The organism is Pseudomonas akapageensis, assembly GCF_011355085.1.
GTDB classification, from domain to species: Bacteria; Pseudomonadota; Gammaproteobacteria; order Pseudomonadales; family Pseudomonadaceae; genus Aquipseudomonas; species Aquipseudomonas akapageensis.
In genome coordinates this window covers 1-6,307 of the sequence record NZ_VXCP01000074.1, presented here as the reverse complement: position 1 = coordinate 6,307, position 6,307 = coordinate 1, and the positions used below count along the sequence as shown (strand labels likewise).

Sequence of the window (6,307 nt, the reverse complement as noted above, 5' to 3'; positions counted from 1 at the left end):
ATGACTGATCGCCACGGCGTCGGGGCGCAAGGCGGCCTGGGCGGCGATGCGCGTCGACACTGGCACGAAGTCGGGGAAGCTCTGCTGCACTTCGCTCCACTGGGCCAGTTGCTGCAACGCGGCTTCATCATTGAGCTGGATACGCCCCAGGGCAACGTCAGCGTCGTGGGCCATGTTCAGCAGGATCTGCCGCAGTTGCCCGTCCAGGCGCATCAGCGTCGCTTGATCGAAGCTCGAACGGTGATAGCTGTAGCCGATCTCCAGGCATTCGCCGAGGTTCACGGTCAGGGCCAGCGGATAGTTGGTCATTTCCAACTGCTCCAGCGGACCGAAGCGCGGGCCGCTGTCCGCTGCCTGACGCAATGCGGCATCCACCGGGTAGTTCTCGAACACCACCAGCGTGTCGAACAGGCCTTGCCCGCCCTGCCCGGCCCAACCCTGAATGGCGTACAGCGGCGTGTGTTCGTGCTCACGCAGAGCCAGGTTGTCGGCCTGCAGACTGCGCAGGAACTCGCCCACCGCCTGCTCGCCATCGAGTTTCACCAGCAAAGGCAAGGTATTGATGAACAGACCCAGCCAGGATTCGGCACCTTCCAGCTGCGTGGGTCGCCCGGCCACCGTGACGCCGGTGCATGCACACTCAAGTCCCGTATAGCGTTGCAGCAACAGCAACCACGCACCCTGTACCAAGGTGTTGAGGGTGATCCGCTGACGATGGGCAAAGGCTTGCAGACGCGCCGTCTGTTCAGCGGTCATCGCCTGTTTCCAATTGCCTGGTCCCTCTCCCGCTGCGGGCGCGGCGATAGTATTGGCCAACAGGCACGGCTCATCGAGCAGGCTCAGGCGCTCGCGCCAGAAGGTTTCGCTGACCACAGCATCCTGCGCCTGCAACCACTGGATATATTGACGATAACCGCCAGCCACCGGCCGCAGGCTTTGCGGGTCGGCATAGGCCTGCAACACCTCGCCGATCAGCTGCGCGCTGCTCCAGCCATCGAGCAGCAAGTGGTGGCTGGTCCAGATCAGCCGATGGCGCTGCGGCTCATAACGAATCAGGGTCAGACGCAGCAAGGGCGCTTCGCCCAATTCGAAGCCGCGGGCGTGGTCGGCGCTTGCATATTGCTGCAACTGCGACTGCACATCGTCCCGACCGCGATAGTCGAGCACCTGCAGTGGCACCTCGAGTTGGCGCCGCACCAGTTGCAATGGCTCGGGCAAATCACCGCGCCAGACAAAACCCGTGCGCAATATTCCGTGGCGCGTCAGCACGACATTCCAGGCGGCGCGGAAACGCTGCACATCAAGGTCATCGACATCCACACACAGCTGGTTCACGTAAGTGCCGGCCTCGGGCGCGTACAGGGAATGGAACAACAGCCCCTGCTGCATCGGTGCCAGCGGATAGATGTCTTCGATTTCGCCTGCGCTCAGCGGCAGGCCGTCGAGTTGTGCCTGGCTCAGGCGCACCAGCGGGAAATCGCTTGGCGTCACCCCGCCCGCAGCGCAATCCTGGCAATGGTCGAGCAGCGCATCCAGCTCCTGGCGGTATTCGTCCAGCAGCGCCTGCACACTGGCAGCGCTGTGGCGGGAGGCATCGAAGCGCCAGCTCAGGCTCAGCTCGCCGCCATAGACCTGGCCGTTGATTTCCAGGCGTCGCGCCGGGCCGGATGCAGTACCCTCTTCACGACCGGCCGACTCGCTGGCCGGTTGCAGTAGCCCATCTTCAGCAAAGCTGCCGTCGAATTGACCCAGGTAGTTGAAAGTGATTTCGGCACGCGGCAGTGCCTGCATCGCGGCTTGTGCCTGCGGCGTGCCGAGGTAGCGAAGCAAGCCAAACCCCAGGCCTTTGTGCGGCAGATTGCGCAGGGTTTCCTTGCTGGCCTTTAGTGCCATCGCCAGCTCGGCGTTGGTGCTCAGGCGTACCGGGTACAGGCTGGTGAACCAGCCGACGGTACGGGTCAGGTCGAGATCAGCGAACAGCTCTTCGCGGCCGTGGCCTTCCAGGTCGACCAGCACGCTGGCCTGGCCGTTCCAGCGGCACAGGGTGCGCGCCAGGGCCGTCAGCAGCAGGTCATCGATGCGTGTGCGGTAGGCCGCGTTCGCGGTTTTCAACAACTGCGCGGTGCGGGTCTTGTCCAGGGTCAGGGTCAGGCTTTCGATGCCCGCCCCCGGTGTACCGTCCTCAGGGAACTGGTCGGATGGGCCGGCCAACTGCTGTTGCCAGTACGCCACTTCCGCTTGCAGCACCTCGCCTTGGGCAAAGGCTTGCAGGTGCTCGGCCCAGTGCTTGTAGGCGCTGGTCTTGGCCGGCAAGGGTTGACCGGCGTAGGCCGTTTGCAGGTCTTCCAGCAGGATGCGCCAGGACACGCCGTCAACCACCAGGTGGTGCACTACCAGCAGCAAACGGGCCGTGCCGTCGGCCAGGCGGATGTGCACGGCGCGCAGCAGCGGGCCGTTTTGCAGGTCGAGACTGGCCTGTGCCGCATCGCAATGGGCAGTGATTTCTTCTGCTGTAGTCGCCTCCCGTTCCCACAGCAACGCTTGTTCGCTGAGGTCGCGATGACTTTGGGTCCAGCTGTCCCCGTGCTGCTGCCAGCTCAGGCGCAGGGCATCGTGGTGGACGACCAGGGCTTGCAAAGCATTGTTCAGCGCCTGGCTGTCCAGCGGTTGCGCCGCCTTGAGCAGGATCGACTGGTTCCAGTGGTGACGCTGGGGAATTGGTTGCTCGAAGAACCAGGCCTGAATCGGTGTCAACGGCAGCTCGCCGTTGACCGGGCCCTGATCGATGGCCCGTTGTCCTTCGACCGGCTTGGCCACCCGTGCCAACGCTTGCAGGGTTTGATGCTGGAACAGGTCTTTCGGCGTCAGCGCCAGGCCGGCCTGCCGCGCACGGCTGACCACCTGGATCGAGACGATGGAGTCGCCGCCCAGCTCGAAGAAGTTGTCGTGCAAACCGACCTGCTCCAGGCCCAATACCTGTTGCCAGATCGCCGCCAGGGCTTGTTCTTCTGGAGTCGTCGGGGCCTGATAGCTCTGGCTTTCCCACACTGGCTCCGGTAGCGCCTTGCGGTCGACCTTGCCATTGGGGGTCAACGGGAAGCGTTCCAGCACCAGGATCTTGCTCGGCACCATGTAGTCGGGCAGCGCGTCCTTGAGTTGCGCTTTCAGCTCCTCGGCCAGACTGTCATCGCGGCTCGACACCACATAACCGACCAGGCGCTTGTCGCGCAATACCACCACCGCTTCACCGACGTCGGCGTGGGCTTGCAGACGGGCTTCGATCTCGCCCAGCTCGATGCGGTAACCGCGCACCTTGACCTGCTGGTCGATGCGCCCCAGGTATTCCAGGCTGCCATCGGCCAGCCAGCGCACGCGGTCGCCGGAGCGGTACAGACGGCCACCCTCGGTAGAAAACGGATCCGGCACGAAGCGTTCGGCGGTCAGGTCCGGACGCTGGTGATAACCCCGCGCCAGGCCTTCACCACCGATATACAGCTCACCGGCCATGCCCGGCGGCAACAGGTTGAGGTCGGCATCGAGCACGTACAGGGTGCGGTTGCCGACGGCATGGCCAATTGGCGCATACGGCGTGTCGCACGCCACATCGCCGTCGGCGCGCCACAGGGTCGGGGTGACGATGGTTTCGGTCGGGCCGTAGCCGTTGATGATGCGCTGCGCCTTGAGACCACGGCGCAGCAGCTCGAAGGTCTCCCGCGACACCGCTTCGCCACCGATGGTGCACGAGCGCAGCGCTAAATCCTGTGGATGGGCCAGAGCCCATTCGGCCAACTGGTGGGCATAGCTGGTGGGGAAATAGGCGATGCTGACCTGCTCATCCACCAGAGTCTGGTAGCTCTGCTCGGCCGAGATCAGCCCCGGGCCGCGCAGCACCAGGCGCGCACCGAACATCATCGGCGACAGCCACTGCTCCACCGCACCGTCGAAGCTGATCGAGGCGAAATGCAGGGCGATGTCGTCGACGCTCATGTCGTACAGCTCGGCGGCGGCGCGGCAATGCATGCTCAACGGGCCGTGCTCGACGGTCACGCCCTTGGGCTGGCCGGTGGAGCCGGAGGTGTAGATCATGTAGGCCAGTTGTTTCGGATCGATCGCCACGGCCGGGGCTTCGGGAGATTCGCGACTGATATCCAGTTGATCCAGCGCCAATGCCTGCACGCCTTCCGGCCATTCCAGTGCCAGCATCGAATCAGTCAGCACCAGCTGCAGGCCCGAGTCCTTGACCATGTAGGCCAGGCGTTCGGCCGGGTATTCCGGGTCCAGCGGCACGTAGGCGCCGCCGGCCTTGATGATCGCCAACGGCGCGAGGATCAGTTCCAGCGAACGGTCCAGTGCCACGCCGACCAGGGTCTCCCGCCCTACGCCCAGGGCGATCAGACGGTGGGCCAACTGGTTGGCACGGCTTTCCAGCTCGGCGAAGGCCAGCGAGCGGTCGCCGCACACCAGCGCAATGGCGTCCGGACGCAGAGCGGCCTGTTCGCTGATGGCGTCGTGCACCAGTGGCAGGCTCGGGGTGACGCCCGCCGACTGGCTCCAGGCATGCAGTTGCCGCTGCTCTTCATCGGTGAGCCACGCCAACTGCAGCAGAGGCAGTTGCGGCTGCTCGATCACCTGACGCAGCAAGGCTTCAAAGCGTTCGGCGAAGCGCTCGATACTGGCAGGCAGGAACAGGTCCACGGCATAGGTGAACGACAGCACGATACGACCGCTGTCGTCTTCGCTGCTGTCCAGGCCAAGGTCGAACTGCGCAGAGGTCTCTTCCTGGTCCAGGGCTTCCAGGGTCAGGCCCGGCAAGTGGGCCAGTGCCCCAAAGCCTTGGCGCTGATGGTTGAACAATACCTGGAACAGCGGATTGTGGCTCAGGCTGCGCTCCGGATGCAGGGCCTCGACCAGTTGCTCGAACGGCAGGTCCTGATTGGCCTGGGCACCGAGGGCACGTTCGCGTACCTGCTCCAGCAGGTTGGCAAAGCTGCCGTGGTTATCCACCTCACAGCGCAGCACCTGGGTGTTGACGAACAGGCCGATCAAGCCCTCGATTTCCAGCCGATTGCGATTGGCCGTCGGCACGCCGATACGCAGATCGCTGTGGCCACTGGCCCGTTGCAGGCTGACGGCAAAGATCGCCAGCAGTACCTGGAAAGTCGTCGAACCCTGGGCCTGGGCGAACTGGCGCAGGCGTTGACCGAAACCTTCGCCGAGCACGCGACGCTGCCGGGCACCGCGATAGCTTTGCAGCGCCGGGCGAGGGAAGTCCCACGGCAATTCCAGCACCGGCGAGGTATCGCCCAGTTGGGCCTTCCAGTAATCGAGCTGGCGCTGCAACTCGCCAGCTTCGAGCCACTCGCGCTGCCATTGGGCATAGTCGGCGTACTGCACCGGCAACGCCGGCAGGTCCACCGCATGGCCTTGAACGCAAGCGCTGTAACCGGCAGCGAATTCGTCCACCAGCACTTTCATCGACCAGCCATCGGCGATGATGTGGTGCAAGGTCAGCAGCAGCGCGTACTCCTCATCGGCCAGGGTCAACAAGGTGACCCGCAGCAAGGGACCGCCCGCCAGGTCGAAGGGTTGCAAGGCTTCGGCTTCGACGGCGGCGGCCAGGGCTTCGGCGCCCTGCCCGCGCAAATCAATGTGCGTGAGGGCCACTGGGGTCGGCGCATCGATCACCTGCCGTGGCTGCGCATTGGCATCAGCATCGGCCATGAAACGCGTGCGCAGGCTTTCATGACGTGCCACCAGCCCATCGAACACCTTCTGCAGGGCGTCTTGATCGAGCCGGCCGCGCAGGCGCAGGGCGCCTGGAATGTTGTAGGCACTGTTGGCCGGTTCCAGCTGCGTGAGAAACCACAGCCGCTGCTGGGCATAGGACAAGGCCAGCGGCAGGCTGCGATCAGCCGGGTTGATGGGCATCTGCGCAAACAGGTCGATACCTTTTTTCTTCAACAGCGCGGCCAACGCCTTGCGCTTTTCAGGGGCCAGGTCTTTGAGGGAAGCGATCAGGTTTTGCATAAATTCAGTTCTGTCCTATTCCGCCAGCAGGGCTTCGAGTTCGTCGGCCGACAGTCCGTCGAGTTGCGCCAATGCGGCATGGATATCGTCTTGCAGTTCCTGGAGCGCGGCCTGGGCCCGCGGGCGCAGTGCATCGACAAAGCCGGCGAAGGCTTCCAGTTGCGGGCGCTCGAACAGCTCGCGCACGCCAATGTCGAGATCGAATTCACGCTTGAGCCGTGAAACCGTCTGCACGGCCAGCAGGGAATGCCCGCCCAGTTCGAAGAAGTGGTCATCGAGG

Annotated in this window: 2 protein-coding genes; both read right to left on the bottom strand. The window is 64.2% G+C overall.

The genetic code is table 11. The features are described 5' to 3' along the window. A partial coding sequence (locus F2S13_RS28940) for a non-ribosomal peptide synthetase (RefSeq protein WP_166367301.1) occupies nt 1-6,027 on the bottom strand: 6,027 nt, incomplete at its 3' end. A gap of 15 nt (nt 6,028-6,042) precedes the next feature. Further along, nucleotides 6,043-6,307, bottom strand: a 265-nt coding sequence (locus tag F2S13_RS28935; RefSeq protein ID WP_166367300.1) for a phosphopantetheine-binding protein, incomplete at its 5' end; no start/stop codon positions are given.